The sequence below is a fragment of the uncultured Marinobacter sp. genome, assembly GCF_947488835.1.
Classification (GTDB): domain Bacteria; phylum Pseudomonadota; class Gammaproteobacteria; order Pseudomonadales; family Oleiphilaceae; genus Marinobacter.
The window spans coordinates 396,750-413,229 of sequence record NZ_CANLBK010000002.1; the positions used below are offsets into that span (position 1 = coordinate 396,750).

At 53.7% G+C, this 16,480-nt stretch carries 13 protein-coding genes; 12 read left to right on the plus strand and 1 reads right to left on the minus strand.

Translation table 11 applies throughout. From position 1 onward, the window contains the following. The first annotated feature begins 7 nt into the window (after positions 1-7). Together Q0824_RS10805 and fghA are read left to right on the plus strand one after the other, a co-directional pair. Positions 8-1,135 carry an S-(hydroxymethyl)glutathione dehydrogenase/class III alcohol dehydrogenase gene (locus tag Q0824_RS10805; protein ID WP_298450218.1) on the plus strand — a complete coding sequence of 376 codons (1,128 nt, stop codon included), beginning with the start codon at positions 8-10 and terminating at the stop codon, positions 1,133-1,135. Between the two features lie 53 nt (positions 1,136-1,188). Further along, positions 1,189-2,028, plus strand: coding sequence for an S-formylglutathione hydrolase (gene fghA / locus Q0824_RS10810; RefSeq protein WP_298450220.1), 840 nt, complete (start codon positions 1,189-1,191; stop codon positions 2,026-2,028). Between the two features lie 2 nt (positions 2,029-2,030). Here the strand turns inward: fghA and Q0824_RS10815 are convergent, their stop codons facing one another. Next, positions 2,031-3,083 (minus strand): AraC family transcriptional regulator, encoded by a 1,053-nt coding sequence (locus Q0824_RS10815; protein WP_298450223.1) that lies wholly within the window; start codon positions 3,081-3,083, stop codon positions 2,031-2,033. A gap of 147 nt (positions 3,084-3,230) precedes the next feature. On the opposite strand from Q0824_RS10815, the gene Q0824_RS10820 reads away from it, so the two are divergent. The 10 genes from Q0824_RS10820 to Q0824_RS10865 all read left to right on the plus strand — a co-directional run bounded on the left by Q0824_RS10820 (position 3,231) and on the right by Q0824_RS10865 (position 16,468). After that, entirely contained in the window at positions 3,231-5,300 is a 2,070-nt protein-coding gene (locus Q0824_RS10820) for an NADPH-dependent 2,4-dienoyl-CoA reductase (RefSeq protein WP_298450225.1), read from the plus strand. Between the two features lie 94 nt (positions 5,301-5,394). Next, the gene (locus Q0824_RS10825) at positions 5,395-6,639 is read left to right on the plus strand and encodes a DNA repair protein (RefSeq protein ID WP_298450227.1); all 1,245 of its coding nucleotides are present in this window, start codon (positions 5,395-5,397) and stop codon (positions 6,637-6,639) included. Between the two features lie 105 nt (positions 6,640-6,744). Further along, positions 6,745-7,629, plus strand: a complete 885-nt coding sequence (locus tag Q0824_RS10830) for an NAD(+) kinase (protein WP_200370018.1) — start codon at positions 6,745-6,747, stop codon at positions 7,627-7,629. A gap of 2 nt (positions 7,630-7,631) precedes the next feature. Continuing rightward, positions 7,632-8,651 carry a metallophosphoesterase gene (locus tag Q0824_RS10835; protein WP_298450229.1) on the plus strand — a complete coding sequence of 340 codons (1,020 nt, stop codon included), beginning with the start codon at positions 7,632-7,634 and terminating at the stop codon, positions 8,649-8,651. Positions 8,652-8,701: 50 nt separating this feature from the next. Further along, on the plus strand, positions 8,702-9,565 hold the full coding sequence (locus Q0824_RS10840; protein WP_298450231.1) for a rhomboid family intramembrane serine protease: 864 nt from the start codon (positions 8,702-8,704) through the stop codon (positions 9,563-9,565). 164 nt (positions 9,566-9,729) lie between these two features. Continuing rightward, complete coding sequence (locus Q0824_RS10845) at positions 9,730-10,023, plus strand: DUF1315 family protein (RefSeq protein WP_298450232.1); 294 nt, start codon at positions 9,730-9,732, stop codon at positions 10,021-10,023. After that, entirely contained in the window at positions 10,020-10,859 is an 840-nt protein-coding gene (locus Q0824_RS10850) for a DUF2797 domain-containing protein (RefSeq protein ID WP_298450234.1), read from the plus strand. The genes Q0824_RS10845 and Q0824_RS10850 overlap by 4 nt, the downstream gene beginning before the upstream one ends. Positions 10,860-10,942: 83 nt before the next feature. Continuing rightward, entirely contained in the window at positions 10,943-13,594 is a 2,652-nt protein-coding gene (pepN, locus tag Q0824_RS10855; RefSeq protein ID WP_298450236.1) for an aminopeptidase N, read from the plus strand. A 176-nt stretch (positions 13,595-13,770) separates the two neighbouring features. Next, a complete protein-coding gene (locus tag Q0824_RS10860; RefSeq protein WP_298450238.1) occupies positions 13,771-15,159 on the plus strand; it encodes a DUF1329 domain-containing protein in 1,389 nt (462 codons plus the stop codon). A 160-nt stretch (positions 15,160-15,319) separates the two neighbouring features. Continuing rightward, the gene (locus tag Q0824_RS10865) at positions 15,320-16,468 is read left to right on the plus strand and encodes a YCF48-related protein (protein WP_298450240.1); all 1,149 of its coding nucleotides are present in this window, start codon (positions 15,320-15,322) and stop codon (positions 16,466-16,468) included. The last annotated feature ends 12 nt before the right edge of the window (positions 16,469-16,480 follow it).

The following is a 16,480-nucleotide window of genomic DNA, read 5'->3' on the forward strand; positions in this document are numbered from 1 at the left end:
GAGCCACATGACTAAAACAATCAAATCCAAAGCCGCTATCGCTTGGGGCCCGAAACAGCCTCTGTCTATTGAAGAAGTGGATGTTATGCCGCCGCAGGCCGGTGAAGTGCGAATTCGTGTTATTGCCAGTGGAGTGTGTCACACCGACGCCTTTACCCTGTCAGGTGAAGACCCCGAGGGCATCTTCCCTGCCATCCTTGGGCACGAAGGTGGCGGCATTGTTGAGTCTATCGGTGAAGGTGTAACCAGCGTTCAGGTGGGTGATCACGTAATCCCGCTTTATACCCCTGAGTGTGGTGAGTGTAAATTCTGTACTTCTGGCAAAACAAACCTGTGCCAGAAGATTCGTGAAACTCAGGGTAAGGGCTTGATGCCAGACGGCACCACGCGCTTCTCTATCAATGGGGAGCCTATTTACCACTATATGGGCTGCTCAACCTTCTCTGAGTACACAGTACTGCCCGAGATTGCGCTGGCAAAGGTCAACAAAGACGCACCACTTGAAGAAGTCTGCTTGCTCGGTTGCGGTGTGACCACCGGCATGGGTGCGGTGATGAATACCGCCAAAGTAGAAGAGGGCGCCACAGTGGCCATTTTCGGTATGGGCGGTATCGGCCTCTCAGCGGTTATCGGCGCCACCATGGCAAAAGCCAGTCGCATCATTGCCATCGATATTAACGAGAGCAAGTTTGAGTTGGCCCGTCAGCTTGGCGCGACCGATTGTATTAACCCGAAGGATTACGACAAGCCGATTCAGGAAGTGATTGTTGAGCTGACCGATGGCGGTGTCGACTACTCCTTCGAGTGTATTGGTAATGTGGATGTGATGCGTTCTGCCCTTGAGTGCTGCCACAAAGGCTGGGGTGAGTCGGTGGTTATCGGTGTTGCCGGTGCCGGCCAGGAAATATCTACCCGCCCATTCCAGCTGGTCACCGGCCGGGTTTGGAGAGGGTCTGCATTCGGTGGTGTGAAAGGGCGTTCAGAGTTGCCGGGTATTGTTGAGCAGTACATGAAAGGCGAGTTCAAGCTTAACGACTTTATTACTCACACCATGGGTCTGGAGAAGATCAATGAAGCCTTCGATTTGATGCACGAAGGCAAGAGTATTCGTACCGTTATTCATTTTGACAAATAACGAGGAGGGTCGTCTGCGCATGGCGCAGGCGACCATTTATCAGGGAGATTGCAATGAATATTGAAAATATTAGCAGAAACAAAAGTTTCGGTGGTTGGCACAAGCAGTACAGCCATCATTCAGAGACGCTGAATTGCGATATGCGTTTTGCTATTTATCTGCCGCCGCAGGCTGCCAACGGTAACAAGGTGCCAGCCCTATACTGGTTGTCTGGCTTAACCTGCACCGATGAAAATTTCATGCAGAAAGCGGCTGCTCACCAGATGGCTGCTGAATTGGGCGTTGCTATTATCGCACCTGACACCAGCCCTCGCGGTGATGATGTGGCAGATGACGAAGCCTACGACTTGGGTAAAGGGGCGGGGTTCTATGTAAACGCCACTCAGGCGCCCTGGAACCGGCACTACCGCATGTACGATTATGTGCTGAATGAACTGCCGAACCTTATCGAGTCTGTTTTCCCAGTGAGTGATAAGCGGTCAATTTTCGGTCACTCCATGGGTGGTCACGGTGCGCTGGTGCTGGCGATGCGCAATCCCGAGCGCTATCAGTCTGTATCGGCTTTCAGCCCAATCAGTAATCCAGTGGATTGCCCTTGGGGCAAAAAAGCATTCACCGCCTACCTGGGTGATGATACCGGCAGCTGGGCTGAGTATGACTCCAGCTTGCTGATGAAAAAGGCGACTGAGTTTGTGCCTGCGCTGGTAGATCAGGGTGAGGCTGATAACTTCCTGGTTGAGCAGCTCAAACCCGAAGCGCTGGAAGCGGCGGCCAAGGTGAGTGGCTATCCGCTGACACTGAATCGACACGAAGGCTATGACCACAGTTATTACTTCATTGCCAGCTTCATCGGGGAGCACCTGCGCTTCCACGCTGAGCATCTGAACAAGTAATGCTAAGGGGTGGCACGGAACTGTTTCCGGTGTTCCCCCGGGCTTATTTCAAACCAGCGGCGGTATGCCTTGTGCAATGCCGCTGGGTTGGAAAAACCCAATAGCCAGGCAATTTCTGATAACGATGTATCTGTTTCCCTAATATAGTCTCTCGCCAACTGCTTTCTGGTTTCGTCCATCAACTCTCTGAACCCTGTGTTTTCAGAAGCAAGCTGTCGCTGCAGTGTCCATGGTGTAACCCCCAACTTCGAGGCAATGGTTTCAAGGCTCGGTGTCTCTCCTCGAAATAACGGCGTTAACAGGCTCTTTACTCTATCGCCTGTTGTCCATCCTCTCTGAATCTCCCGCATTTCCACTTCGCACAGCAGTGTCAGCTTTTCATGTATTGCTGATTGTGCTTGCAGAGTGTCTTGTCTCCATATGTCTTGCCGCACCGTTATGCTGTTTGAGGCGGCCCCAAACTGTACCGGGCAGCGAAACCAGGCTTCAAACAGTTCATCCATACCAGTGGATGGGTATTCTATGGAGACTTTTTCCAGCACATCCCATTGCCCGCTCACCGTGCGTAGAAACTGAGTCCAGGCACTTAGCACTGAGTCCACAACAAAGTAGTTAAACGCGTTGTAAGGCCGGATAGAGTAAAACTGGATCAGACGTTTATCTGCCTCCACTTTTGGTATGCCACGGCTATTACGGCTGGTCAGAAGGGAGTAGCGGATCAGTGTTTGTGCAGCTTTGCCGACAGTGCTGGCGCATTCACCTGCAAGCCCTGCCAGGCCTGCATCTACAGGCCTCGTCAAGGCGCCGATGCGCAGCCCCAGTGTGGTGTTGTTGCAAGCTTGAATGGCGGCATGCCCCAGTCTCATAAAACGCGGAAGGCTGATACGAGTCTCAGGAGAGGACAGCGTTTGTTCATTGAGCTGAAAGTGGCGACTTAGCTCCTGCACATTGACACCTTCAGCGTCGGCAGCCCGGAGCAGTACCGAAACATAAAGAACGCTGATATCGCCGAGGGGGTTGCGGTCCAGGGGTGGTTGAGCGGGGGGTGTGTTCATGTGGATTCGCCACTCGCTGTCATCTGAGGATAATAGAATGTTATTCACGGATATTGTTGAACGCAACCCGCATGGGTACTTTAGACAGCATTAAAAAAGAGCAGGGCGGCCACGACTCTGCCAGTGACCATTCTGAGGAGACCGATGATGACCACCAATACCACACCAGGCCTTGCCAAGTATCCCAACCTGCTTGAGCCGCTGGACTTGGGTTTCACCAAGCTGCGCAACCGCACGCTGATGGGATCCATGCACACTGGTCTGGAAGAAGCCAAAAATGGCTTCCAACGCCTTGGCGAGTTTTACGCTGAACGCGCTCGCGGGGGTGTTGGCCTGATTGTAACCGGTGGCATAGCGCCCAACCCGGAAGGCGCCGTTTTCCAAGGCGCGGCCAAGTTGACCAACGACGAAGAAGTGGAAAAGCACAAGGTCATCACCAGCGCCGTGCACAAAGCCGATGGCAAAATCTGCATGCAGATTCTTCATGCGGGCCGTTACGCTTATTCCCCTGCATTGGTTGCCCCGTCTGCTATCCAGGCGCCGATCAACCCGTTCAAGCCAAAAGAACTGGATGAAGCCGGTATTGAGAAGCAGATTGAGGATTACGCTGTGTGTGCACAGCTCGCGCAAAAAGCGGGTTATGACGGCGTGGAAATTATGGGCTCCGAAGGCTATTTCATTAACCAGTTTATTGTGTCTCATACTAACCACCGCACGGATCAGTGGGGCGGCAGCTATGAAAACCGCATCCGCCTGCCCATCGAAATTGTGCGCCGTACACGTGAGCGGGTTGGAGAAAACTTCATCTTGGTTTATCGCCTTTCCATGCTCGACCTGATTGAAGACGGCAGCACTTGGGAAGAAGTGGTGCAGCTGGCCAAGGAAATCGAAAAGGCCGGTGCGACCATTATCAATACCGGCATTGGCTGGCATGAAGCCCGAGTTCCTACTATTGCCACCTCTGTTCCCCGGGGTGCGTTCACCAAGGTTACGGCGCGGCTTAAGGGCGAAGTCAGTATTCCTTTGGTCACCACAAACCGCATCAACATGCCGGATGTGGCCGAAAAGATCCTGGCAGAAGGCGATGCCGATATGGTGTCCATGGCCCGCCCCTTCCTGGCAGATGCCGACCTTGTACTGAAAGCTGCCGAAGACCGTGCCGAAGAAATTAACACCTGTATAGGTTGTAACCAGGCCTGCCTGGATCACACCTTCAGCGGCAAGCTGACGTCGTGCTTGGTAAACCCGCGCGCCTGCCATGAAACTGAGCTGACCTATGTAAAAACGGCTTCGCCTAAGTCGATTGCTGTTGTAGGTGCCGGCCCTGCCGGAATGGCGTTTGCGTCGGTGGCCGCAGAGCGCGGTCATAAAGTGACCCTGTTTGATGCGGGCAAAGAAATCGGTGGCCAGTTCAACGTAGCCAAGCTGATTCCCGGTAAAGAAGAATTTTACGAAACCCTGCGCTATTTCCGCGTAATGCTGGATAAGCACGGCGTAGATGTTCGCTTGGAAACACGTGTGAGCGTGGATGACCTGAAAGCAGGCGGCTTTGATGAGGTTGTGCTGGCAACGGGTGTAGAACCCCGCACACCGGATATCGAAGGTGTAGATCACCCGAAAGTGATTGGCTATCTGGATGCACTGCTTGAGCGTAAGCCGGTAGGGCAGAAGGTTGCTGTTATCGGTGCGGGCGGTATCGGCTTCGACGTATCTGAGTTCATTATCCACAAGGGTACTTCTGCAGCGTTGGACACTGAACTGTTCATGCGCGAGTGGGGCGTGGATCTTACCGCTGAACACCGAGGGGGCATCAAGGGTGTGAAGGCGGAAGTTCCTGAGCCTGCCCGTGAAGTCTTCCTGCTCCAGCGTAAGACCTCCAAAGTGGGTAAAAACCTGGGTAAGACCACGGGGTGGATTCACAGAACATCTCTCAAAAACCGCAATGTGCAGATGGTTCCTGGTGTCACTTATCGCAAGATTGACGACGAAGGCCTGCACATCACTGTTACCCCTAAAGGCGCAGAGCAGGGCGAAGATCGCTTGCTGTCAGTAGATACCATCATTATGTGTGCTGGTCAGGAGCCGTTGCGTGAGCTGCAAAGCGGGCTTGAAGCGGCAGGACTGCCAGTACACCTGATCGGCGGATCAGATGTTGCGGCAGAACTGGATGCCAAGCGTGCAATTGATCAAGGTAGCCGACTGGCCTCTCAGATCTGATCACAAAACGTTGCAGTTTTTACCTATGCATCGGAAACTCTCTGACTAGACTTGCAGTCTGTCAGAGAGTTTTTTTGATTTTGGGGAGTCTGTAATGGTATCTGCCCGCCAGGCAACGGATGATTATTCGGCGGTTTTCTTCATAGAGGGCAACGAGGTGGCTCGGCAGATGCGGGCCAGCGAGTTTGGCGCTTTTCTGGACGGCTACGTAGGGTTATCGGACCTTGCTGAAACCGATGTTAAAGCCGTTCTTGTGGAGCTTGGCGGCGACCTTCTCGTGCGTTCGCTCGTGTTTTTCCGCATCTGGTTTGACGAAGAAGGCAGAGCTGACAGCAGCTGGAATGTGCCCATCGAAGAGCTGGCTCGCAAGGGTGCAAAAGGTCCGAATATGGGAGGCGGTGCGATTCGCCTTGTCTGTCGCAGCCTTTGCCCCGATCCCCAGCACACTTCTGAGTTATGGGACCCGGATATGACGCCGGGCAACAACCATTTCCAGCTAATCCGAAAAGCGGTCAAAGCCAACGCCCTTAAATTTCGCCTTGTTGAGCCCGAAGAGGAGAATATCCCTGTGTTACGGGGCGGGGAGCAGGTTGCGGCAATGGATGACGAATCCCGCATCGGCGCCGATCGGGCGCGCCTTGCACAACTGATCCGTGAACAGCGCCTGCGCATCAAAACCCTGCAAAGCGTGCACCGGGACATGCTATCTGAAGTCAACAGGGAGCACAGGCTCGAGATCAAGACCCTGAGCAATGAAATAGCTGATCTGGAGCAAAAATATGAGCGCCAGCGCGTAGGCAATGAGCAGTTGAAGCAGCGGTTGGCGGAGCGTAATCAGCAATATCTCAGCATGCAGGAGCAAATGGCAACCGCTAACCCTGAAGCCAGTCGGGGGGATGCCAACGCAACAGCGGAGTTGGTTTTGCTAAGGGAGCAGCTCGACCGCAAACAGCGTGAGTTGGAGCACCGGGATGAAAAACTTGTTGCTCTGGAGCAGGAAGTGCACGAACTTCGGAACCGTGAACCACCTGAAAACAGTATTATGGGGCACCTGAAATCCGAATCTGTATTTCTGGTTGCCTACCACTCGGGTGTTGGTCACCTGACGGTGCCCTACCGGCAAATTGAAAACTACTTTGGTAACCCGACCGCTTATGCAGCGGAGCGTTGTGGCATGAACGAGCCGGCCTATCTTCAGTGGCTCGCCCACTATGAGAACCCGGTTTGTCAGCAGGCGCTCGACGGTGATACTTGCTGTGGTGAACCCTTGTTGAGAGTCAGCCAACCCGGGGAGTTTCAGCCTGGAGTCGACGACCGTTGCGAGAACCACCAGCTCTGAAACTAAACGGCCTGCCGAAGGGCGCCACAGAACAATTTTCAGTATCGGGGTGACTTTCGTTAGACTGTAGGTCAGATTGAAACGGGCGACACCACAGGATAATTCATGGACCAGTTCAGAAACATAGGCGTCATCGGCCGGATGGGCAGCGTTAAGGTGGTTGAATCACTGCGCCAGCTTAAACAATATCTGGTCGCCAACCATTACCACGTTATCCTAGAGGAAGACACGGCGAGCATGTTGCCTGGCCACGGTTTGCAGGTTGCCAGCAAAAAGCTGCTTGGCGAGATCTGCGATCTGGTTATTGTTGTTGGCGGTGATGGAAGCTTGTTGGGGGCAGCCCGGGAGCTGGCTAAGTCCAAGATTCCTCTGCTTGGTGTTAACCGCGGCCGCTTGGGCTTTCTGACGGATATTTCGCCCGTTGATCTGGAAGAGCGTCTCGGCAAGGTGCTTGAAGGTGAGTACATTGAGGAGACGCGGTTTCTACTTGACGGCAATGTAGAGCGTAATGGCCAGCCGTTGGGCTTTGGCACAGCTCTGAATGATGTCGTGCTGCATCCGGGTAAATCTACCCGTATGATCGGCTTTGATTTGTATATTGATGGGCATTTCGTTTACAGCCAGCGGTCGGACGGTCTGATTGTGTCGACTCCTACAGGGTCTACGGCCTATTCACTCTCAGCGGGTGGGCCGATTATGCATCCCAAACTGGACGCCATTGTCCTGGTGCCCATGTTCCCTCATACCCTCAGCAGTCGCCCGATTGTGGTAGATGGAAAGAGCGAGATTAAATTGGTTGTCGGGGAAACCAACGAAACCTATCCGCAAATCAGTTTTGATGGTCAGATGAATATTGCCTGCGCGCCGGGCGATATCATCCGAATTGCTAAAAAGCCCTTTAAAATTCGGCTGATTCACCCTACAGACCATAATTTCTATGCCACCTGCCGCGACAAGCTTGGCTGGGCAAGTGAAATAGCAGCGAGTTGATCATGGCTGGAATTAAGCATACTGCAAGTCGTGGTTACGACATTATCGGTGATATTCACGGCTGTGCGAATACGCTTGCGATGTTGCTCGAGCAGATGGGATACAGCAAGGTGAATGGCGTATACCAGCACCGCCGGCGGCAAGCTGTGTTCATTGGCGATATTATTGATCGTGGTCCGAGAATTCGTGAAGCGCTGCATCTGGTCAGGAACATGGTCGAGCGGGGTTCCGCGCGTATTGTGATGGGAAACCATGAGTACAACGCCCTGGGCTACTGCACACGGGCGCGGGCGGGCAGCGGTAAAACATGGCTGAGGGAACATAACCCGCGACATGACCGCCTGATCCGGGAAACCCTGGAGCAGTTCGAAGCCCACCCTCACGAGTGGAATGACTTCCTTGAGTGGTTTTACACCATTCCCTTGTTTATCGAGGAAGACGACTTTCGCGCAGTTCACGCCTGCTGGGATGACGAGCTCATTCAGAAGTTCAAGCAGGTTCAAGGCGGCGCCTGCATCGATGAAGATTTCCTGCACGCTTCTGCGGCAATCGATTCCTTTGCAGGGCAGGTTATGGACACCTTATTGCGGGGCACAGATTTACGCCTTCCTCAGGGTGTAAAAATAACCGGGCGGGATGGCTACGTCCGAGAGTTTTTCCGTACCAAGTTCTGGGCCGACGATCCCCGCACCTATGCCGATGTAGTCTTCCAGCCTGACCCCTTACCGCCAGAAGTGGCGGGGCGGCTTCTTAGCGACGACGAGCGCAAGCAGCTGATCAGTTACCCGCTGGATGCACCGCCGGTATTCGTTGGGCATTACTGGATGGATAGTGAGCCTGCGCCGCTTAAGTCCAACGTCGCCTGCATTGATTTCAGTGCTGTGAAATACGGCAGGCTGGTGGCGTACCGGATGGACGGCGAACGAGAACTTTCCCCCGACAAGTTTGTTTGGGTCAATGTGGCTCGGGATCATAAGGATTCCCCGGATTATCCCACCAGTGAGGACAGCGTCGCTCGCTAACACGGCGGTCCGAGTTGTCAGTCTGAATAACCCGCGAGGCAAGGTAGATTGTGTACCGAGTAAAGCAGTTAGATGCCAGTGTAGATCTTGGCGGGTTTAGCCAGTGGCTAAGGAGCCAGGGAGTGCCCCACAGAATCAGTGAAGAGGGTGGTTTCCAGGTGCTGTGGCTGGAGCATTCAGAGCATGCCGAGCCAGTTTTGGAGGCTCTGGAGCGATTCCTTGCCGAGCCGGGTATCCGTCAGGCTGTTGAGCACCAGAATCACTCGCCTGTATTCGTGGCAGGGCGATGGCAGCCGTCCCCCCGGCATGCGCCGCTGGTTCTTGGTATCATTGTACTGGGTGTGTTGATGGCCTGGTTTACAAGCCTGGGCAGCAATCAGTTCACGTTCAGCTTGTTGATCATCGATCCCCGAGCTTACGACTGGAGTCCCATGGCAGGGAGTCTGGATGCGCTTTCGGCAACGCTCGCCAGTGGCCAAATCTGGCGGTTATTCACCCCTGACTTTCTGCACTTCAGCTGGACTCACATTGTTTTCAATTCCGTGATGCTGTGGTTTCTGGGTAGCCAGGTGGAATGGTTTGATGGGCGTGGCCGGTTGATTGTGCTTTTTATCGTTACTAGTCTTTTCTCCAACGTGTTGCAATACGTTGTGTCGGGGCCGCTTTTTGGTGGCCTTTCCGGAGTGGTTTACGGCATCCTCGGTTATTGCTGGCTGAGCCAGCGAACGCATCCAAGATTCCAGTTCCCGCCCGCGCTGGTAACCTTTGCAGTAGTGTGGATGGTGATCGGGTTTACGCCCTTGCCCGAGATGCTGGGGCTGGGGAGTATGGCCAATGAGGCGCATCTGGGTGGCTTTGTTGCTGGCTTGGCGATAGCTGTTATTTTGCCGGCTGGCAATAAACAGAAAGCATAAAAAAACCCCACCAGAAGTGGGGTATAAAAGAAGCTTATTGCTCCTGATGAGAGAGACCAAATGATACGACCGTCGTCATTTGGTAGGGCAATGATAATCATTATCGTTTGCATCTGTCAAACGATTACTCTACTTTTTTATGAAGGTTTTTTCAGGAGAACCGGATGACTTACGAAGAGCTTATCGAGCGACTCGATCCTAATGTTTATCAGAGTCTGAAACAGTCTATAGAACTCGGAAAGTGGCCGGATGGTCGCAAATTAACGCCCCAGCAGCGGGAGATTAGCCTGGAGGCCGTCATTTATTATGAGAACCTGCATAACATCCCTGAGCAGGAGCGCGTAGGTTACCTCGATCGTGGGATCAAGGCAGGCACCGCATGCGACCCCTCCGTGCGTCGTAATCAGCCGGGCGAGAACAATGCCGATCCCAATCAGTTTGTTGAGGTCAAATCTTGAGCGATTTTGCGGATGTAACCGGGCGTCTCAGAAAAATGCCCGCAGAAGCTGGCGACCCAGTGTCCTATGTACTGGCTGTGGGTGACGCGCGAGTGGAAATGAATGAGCTCATAGGCCAGCCCTTACGCTTTGATTTCGAGGGTGTGATTCGCTGCGTAAACTGTGACCGGACAACGAAAAAGAGTTTCAATCAAGGGCACTGTTATCCCTGCTTCCGGAAGCTGGCTTCCTGCGACAGTTGCATCATGAGCCCTGAAAAGTGCCATTACCACCTGGGCACCTGCCGTGAACCTGAGTGGGGCGAAACCCATTGCATGATTGAGCATGTGGTGTATCTGGCTAACTCATCGGGCCTTAAAGTAGGCATTACTCGCGGTTCCCAGGTGCCAACGCGCTGGATCGATCAGGGTGCAGTGGATGCTATTCCCATGTTGAGAGTGGCTACGCGGTATCTTTCCGGCCTTGTTGAGGTGGCCTGCAAGAAACACGTTGCAGATCGCACAAACTGGCGCGCCATGCTCAGGGGCGATGTTGCGGAGTTGGATCTTGTGCAGGAGCGCCAGCGGATACTCGCGCTGATTGCAGAGGATCTCGCCGCGCTGCGTGAAGAGCACGGGCAGGATGCCATTCGCGAAGTGGATGAACGGGGGCTTGAATTGAGCTACCCCGTGCAGACCTGGCCAGAAAAAATCAAAACTCATAACCTGGATAAAACACCGGAAGTGGAGGGAGTTCTTGAGGGCATCAAAGGCCAATACCTGATCCTCGACACCGGGGTTATCAATATCCGCAAGTTTACCGGTTATGAAGTCCGTTTCCGGGTAATGGGCTCTTAAGATACCCGTTGTCCGTCCGATCTGATAACGCCTGACTGGCCCGCCCCGGGTCCTTCTCAGGCTGAGAAATCTGGAGACTATCAATGCGCACCAATCAGCCAACAACCATCCGCCTGAGCGAATACAAGGTACCGGCATACCTGGTAGATACCGTCGACCTTCGCTTCGAGCTCTTTGAAAATGGTGCACGGGTGCACAGCACTTTAGCCGTGCACCGAAATCCCGAGTCCACCGAGGAATCCGCGCCGCTGGAGTTGGATGGCGATAGCCTGAAATTGGAGCGGGTTGTATTGGATGGCCGGGAACTGGCAGTAGACAGTGACTATGATGAAACCGGTGCGCAGCTTGTTATCGCCAAGGTGCCCGCCCAGTTCGAGTTAACGGTCGTGACCTGGATTGAGCCACAGAACAACACTCGTCTTGAGGGGTTGTACAAATCTTCCGGAATGTTTTGCACTCAATGTGAAGCCGAGGGTTTCCGTTGCATTACCTATTTTCCGGATCGCCCCGATGTGATGGCGCGATACCGCACCCGTATTGAAGCAGACAAAGCCAGTTGCCCGGTGTTGTTGTCCAACGGTAACGACGTGGACAGGGGGGACCTTGAAGGCGGGCGCCATTTCGTAACCTGGGAAGATCCGTTCCCCAAGCCGAGCTACCTGTTTGCTCTGGTGGCGGGCGATCTGGTGGAAAAGCAGGATACTTTTACAACCTGTTCCGGTCGGGAAATCGATTTGCGTATATTTGTCGAGCCACGCAATGCTGCCAAGTGTCAGCATGCCATGGACTCGCTCAAGCGCTCCATGCGCTGGGATGAAGAGGTTTATGGCCGCGAGTACGATCTGGATATCTTCATGATTGTTGCCGTAGACGACTTCAATATGGGGGCCATGGAGAACAAGGGCCTGAACATTTTCAACTCGTCCTGCGTCCTGGCCAGCCAGGAAACAGCAACCGACCTTGCGTTCCAGCGCATTGAATCCATTGTTGCCCATGAGTACTTCCACAACTGGTCTGGCAACCGGGTAACCTGCCGGGATTGGTTTCAGTTGAGCCTTAAAGAAGGGTTCACGGTATTCCGGGATTCCACCTTCTCGGCGGATATGGGTTCACCAACGGTCAAGCGAATTGAAGACGTAACGCTTCTGCGCACAGCGCAGTTTGCTGAAGATGCCGGGCCAATGGCGCACCCGGTGCGCCCGGCTTCGTACATGGAAATCAGTAACTTCTACACCCTGACCATTTATGAAAAGGGTGCGGAGGTGGTGCGCATGATTCACACCTTGCTGGGGCCAGACTTGTTCCGTAAAGGCAGTGATCTGTATTTCGAGCGCCACGATGGCCACGCCGTCACCACCGATGATTTCGTGAAGGCGATGGAAGACGCGTCCGGTCGCGATCTCACCCAGTTTCGCTTGTGGTACGACCAGGCGGGTACGCCAGTGCTGACGGTGTCAGACGACTATGATGCCGAGCGCGGGATTTACAGCCTCAGGATACAGCAGGCAATTCCCGACACACCGGGGCAGACGAACAAGAAACCACAGCATATTCCTTTTGCCTTGGGTCTACTGGGCGCCGAAGGGGAGGCTTTACCCCTGAGGTTGGCAAGCGCAGACGATGCGGCGAAAGCGCCAACCGAACGGGTTCTTGAGCTAACCGAGGCAAGCCATACGTTTGAATTCCATGGGCTGTATCAGAAACCCGTGCCTTCGTTGCTTCGCCATTTCTCCGCGCCTGTGCGGTTGGTCTACCCGTGGAGTCGAGAGCAGCTTGTGTTTTTGATGAGCCACGATCCGGATGGCTTCAATCGCTGGGATGCCGGCCAGCGACTTGCTGTTGATGTAATTCAGTCACTGGTGGATTCCTCCGGGGCGGACGATATTGATTCTCGCCTGGTGGAGGCATACCGCACCTTGCTGGCAGACAGGGCGCTGGATCAGGCGCTGGTGGCGAAGATGCTCCATCTGCCTTCTGAGGCCTATCTGATTGAGTTGGCGGATAGCCCCGATGTGGCGGCTATTCACCGGACGCGCGAACAGGTGCTCAGCCATCTTGCAACCTCTTTGAGGGATGAGTTGGTCGCGTGCTATCAGCGTAATATGAGTGGCGGAGAGTACGAAGTAACACCGGAATCTGTCGCTCGTCGAAGTCTGAAGAATACGGCGCTCGCCTGGTTGTTGATGATCAACGACGATACCGGGCGTGATCTGGCTCTCCAGCAGCTCCGCGATGCCGATAACATGACCGATCGCATGGGTGCGCTGCGGGCGCTGGTTAACTCCGATTACGCAGAGGAAAGAAGTCAGGCTCTGGTAGATTTCTACGAGCACTTTCAGAGCGATCCCCAGGTTGTCGAGCAGTGGTTCTCCGTGCAGGCGTCCAGCGACCGGGCTGGCCAGTTACCGCAGATTCAGGCGCTTTTGAAGCATCCGGCTTTTGACTGGAAAAACCCCAACAAGATACGTTCCGTTATCGGGGTGTTTGCAGGTCAGAATCTGGCCGCGTTCCATAATCCCGACGGTTCGGGGTATGCCTTCCTTGCTGATCAGGTGTGTCGACTGGACGACAGCAACCCGCAGATTGCTGCTCGGCTGGTTGCACCGTTGACCCGCTGGAAGAAGTTTGCACCTGCCTACAGCGCACTGATGCGTACCGCGCTTGAACAGATTCGCGATAAGGCGGAGTTGTCCGCAGATCTCTATGAGGTTGTGCACAAAAGCCTTGAAACCTGAGGTTTGGTCGAAGGGGGCTGTGATTGAGCGAGCTTGATTACAGCCAGATACAAAATCGCACTTTCGATCGATAGACAACCTTGATGAATCGGCTAATCTGGTGGAAAGCCTGCCTTTCCATCAGGTAATAATAAAAAAGCCTTTCTATGGGCTTCCAGTTGAATTCAGGGCAAACTATGAATCATAAAAAGAGTGCGATACTCGGGGGCTTGCTCGCCCTCTCATTAGCATCATCACCCTCTTGGGCTGCAGTTTCTTCCAGTGAAGCTTCCCGCCTTGGCAAAGATCTTACACCGTTTGGCTCTATCAAGGCCGGCAACGAATCCGGTACGATCCCGGCCTGGACCGGAGGTATTACAAAGCCGCCGGCAGGATACAAAGGCTCGGGTCAGCACCACATTGATCCATTCCCGAACGATGAAGTACTGTTCACCATTAATGCGTCAAACAAAGACCAGTATGCGGAACACCTGACAGACGGTGCTCTGGCATTATTTGAAACCTATCCGACCAGCTTTCGCATTCCCGTTTATAAATCCCGTCGCACTCACGCAGTGCCTGACTGGGTTGCGGAAAATACCCGTGAGAATGCTGTTGAAGCAGAAGTCGTTGGCAAGGGTGAAGGCCTAAAAGGCGCCTATGGTGGCTACCCTTTCCCGATACTGAGTGGCAATGACGAGCAAAAAGCCTGGCAGGTTGTCTGGAATCACCTGACCCGTTGGCGCGGAATTTCAGGCACGCGTCGCTCCAGTGAAGTTGCCGTCCAAACTAACGGCGACTATTCGCTTGTTACCACTCAGCAGGAAGCGTTTTTCAACTTTTATAACCCTGAGGGAGACGAGAGTGAGCTCGACAACATCATTTTCTACTACCTTTCGTTCACTCAGTCTCCTCCGCGCTTGGCGGGTAGCGCCATTCTTATCCATGAAACCCTCAACCAGATTGTAAGCCCACGAAACGGGTGGGGTTATAACGCTGGGCAGCGCCGTGTAAGAAGAGCCCCGAACCTGGGTTACGACTCACCTATTGCAACGGCAGACAATCTCCGCACAGCGGATGACACGGATATTTTTAACGGTGCATTGGATCGTTACGACTGGTCTTACGAAGGTTTGAAGGAAATATATATTCCTTATAACAACTACCGCATCGGTGAAAAGGGGCTCCGTTATTCTGAAATACTCGGTATGTCCCACGTAAATCCGGATGTGACACGCTGGGAGTTGCACCGCGTGCACGTGGTTGAGGCGAACCTGAAAAAAGGGGCTCGTCATATTTACGGCAAGCGCCGCTTCTACGTTGACGAAGACAGCTGGAACACGGTTCTGTTGGATCAGTACGACGGCCGTGGCGAATTGTGGCGCGTAACCATGGGTCTTGCGAAAAATTATTATGAACTTCCGGGTGTGTGGACCGTTCTGGACGTCTATCATGATTTACAGGCCCGTCGTTATCACGTGATTGGCCTTGACACCGAAGAGCCAAATACCCGAGTTCTTACTAACGACATTCCGAACAAGCGTTACTATTCTCCGGCCTCTCTGCGCCGACGGAGTGTTCGCTAAGGCATATATTCTTTGTGAGTGGCGAGTTTATAACCCTTGCCTCGCTGCTTAAGGTCGCGTGATGATATGCCGGTAGCCTCAGGTGCCGGCATATTTGCCGTTAATTGCCGGAGCTACCGGCCAGAGACATAAAGTTAAAACAACACAATAGGCAATTTGAATGGCTAAAAGGTTGATGTGCAAAACGCTGGGGGCGGCCTGCCTCGGGCTTTCCATGGTTTGGTCCTCGCCAGCCGCATTTGCGGTTGCGGATCTCATTGAAACTCCGGCCCGTCAAACGGACCTGGCACCCACAAAGCTCCTCAACGACGCTGTACGAGCGGGCGATCGCATCGTTGCAGTGGGGGAGCGGGGACACATCATATACTCGGATGATGACGGGCAAACCTGGATGCAGGGCAGTGTGCCTGTGTCTGTTACCTTGACCGCCGTAGATTTCGGAACTGAAACACATGGCTGGGCCGTTGGTCATAGCGGTGTGGTGCTGCATACCGACGATGCCGGAGAGAACTGGAGTCTTCAGCTAACCGGAACCGATGCTTCCAAGCTGGCTATTGAGAGTAAGGAAGATCAAGTTGCCGCCATGGAAGAGCGCATCGAAGAGGCGCCTGAATCCGAAAAGGCAGATCTCGAGTGGGCAATGGATGATCTGGTGTTTGTCATAGAAAACATGCAGTCCGACCTGGATATCGGCCCGGTAAACCCGTTGCTTGGTGTCTGGTTTGAAGATGATCAACACGGCTTTGTCGTAGGCGCCTATGGCATGATCCTGCGCACGGAAGATGGCGGTCGTACCTGGAGTGACTGGGCATCGCAGATTCAGAACGCCCAGAACTTCCACCTCAACAGCATTGCTCGTATTACTGGCGGAGCCCTTGTTATCGTAGGAGAGGCTGGGCAAATTCACGTTTCTGTGGATGGTGGAGACACCTGGGAGCGGCGAGAAAGCCCTTATGAGGGCTCGCTGTTCGGAGTGATAGGAACAGGTCAGGTTAACGAGCTTCTGGCCTTTGGCCTGCGTGGCAATATGCTTTTTTCCGCTGATTTGGGAAAGACTTGGCGGATGGTGCCTAACAGCGCAGGCGCTACGCTTAACAATGGTTCAGTGGCTGATGACGGCCGGATAACCCTGGTTGGAAATGGTGGCGCGGTGCTGATGAGTACTAATGGCGCAGAGTCATTTCGTGAACACTTCCGGAATGATCGGGCAGGCATTATGAGCGTTGTTCCGGTATCTGGAACCAATCTTCTTGTCGTGGGTGAAAGCGGCGTGAAAATCACCGACGCGCGCGGAAAGAACCTTCAATAACGCCCTGATGTG

What these genes read in the sequence shown, in the direction of transcription:
- Q0824_RS10865 (WP_298450240.1), top strand. Translation starts at nt 15,320, where the DNA reads ATGGCTAAAAGGTTGATGTGCAAAACGCTGGGGGCGGCCTGCCTCGGG.
- Q0824_RS10820 (WP_298450225.1), top strand. Translation starts at nt 3,231, where the DNA reads ATGACCACCAATACCACACCAGGCCTTGCCAAGTATCCCAACCTGCTT.
- Q0824_RS10825 (WP_298450227.1), top strand. Translation starts at nt 5,395, where the DNA reads ATGGTATCTGCCCGCCAGGCAACGGATGATTATTCGGCGGTTTTCTTC.
- Q0824_RS10830 (WP_200370018.1), top strand. Translation starts at nt 6,745, where the DNA reads ATGGACCAGTTCAGAAACATAGGCGTCATCGGCCGGATGGGCAGCGTT.
- Q0824_RS10815 (WP_298450223.1), bottom strand. Translation starts at nt 3,083, where the DNA reads ATGAACACACCCCCCGCTCAACCACCCCTGGACCGCAACCCCCTCGGC.
- Q0824_RS10805 (WP_298450218.1), top strand. Translation starts at nt 8, where the DNA reads ATGACTAAAACAATCAAATCCAAAGCCGCTATCGCTTGGGGCCCGAAA.
- Q0824_RS10835 (WP_298450229.1), top strand. Translation starts at nt 7,632, where the DNA reads ATGGCTGGAATTAAGCATACTGCAAGTCGTGGTTACGACATTATCGGT.
- pepN (WP_298450236.1), top strand. Translation starts at nt 10,943, where the DNA reads ATGCGCACCAATCAGCCAACAACCATCCGCCTGAGCGAATACAAGGTA.
- Q0824_RS10860 (WP_298450238.1), top strand. Translation starts at nt 13,771, where the DNA reads ATGAATCATAAAAAGAGTGCGATACTCGGGGGCTTGCTCGCCCTCTCA.
- Q0824_RS10845 (WP_298450232.1), top strand. Translation starts at nt 9,730, where the DNA reads ATGACTTACGAAGAGCTTATCGAGCGACTCGATCCTAATGTTTATCAG.
- fghA (WP_298450220.1), top strand. Translation starts at nt 1,189, where the DNA reads ATGAATATTGAAAATATTAGCAGAAACAAAAGTTTCGGTGGTTGGCAC.